This window comes from Stenotrophomonas sp. SrG (assembly GCF_050031795.1).
GTDB lineage: Bacteria > Pseudomonadota > Gammaproteobacteria > Xanthomonadales > Xanthomonadaceae > Stenotrophomonas > Stenotrophomonas rhizophila_A.
The window spans coordinates 1-234 of sequence record NZ_JBNBBE010001463.1; the positions used below are offsets into that span (position 1 = coordinate 1).

The 234-nt window shown below is 75.6% G+C and carries 1 protein-coding gene; it reads right to left on the minus strand.

Translation table 11 applies throughout. From position 1 onward, the window contains the following. Nucleotides 1–234 (minus strand): GH36-type glycosyl hydrolase domain-containing protein (locus ACQG3P_RS24265; RefSeq protein ID WP_426806478.1); only part of this gene is annotated, 234 nt, incomplete at both ends.

Below are 234 nucleotides of genomic sequence, written 5' to 3' on the forward strand. Positions count from 1 at the left end.
ACGTGCTCCCCACACCCCTCCCCTCCGCCCGCGACGGGCGGCGGGCCCACGCCCCGGGCATCCCCCGCCGCCCGGTCCAACGCGTGGTTCAGGGGGTTGATCAGGCCCGCCAGCTCCCAAGCGCGTGCCGCATCGCCCTGGTGTGCAAAGTCCATCGCGGCCCACTCGGCTGCGGGGGTGTACTGGCCGCCGTTCTCGCGCACGCCGGGTACGGCCCCCCGAATGTAGCCCGGG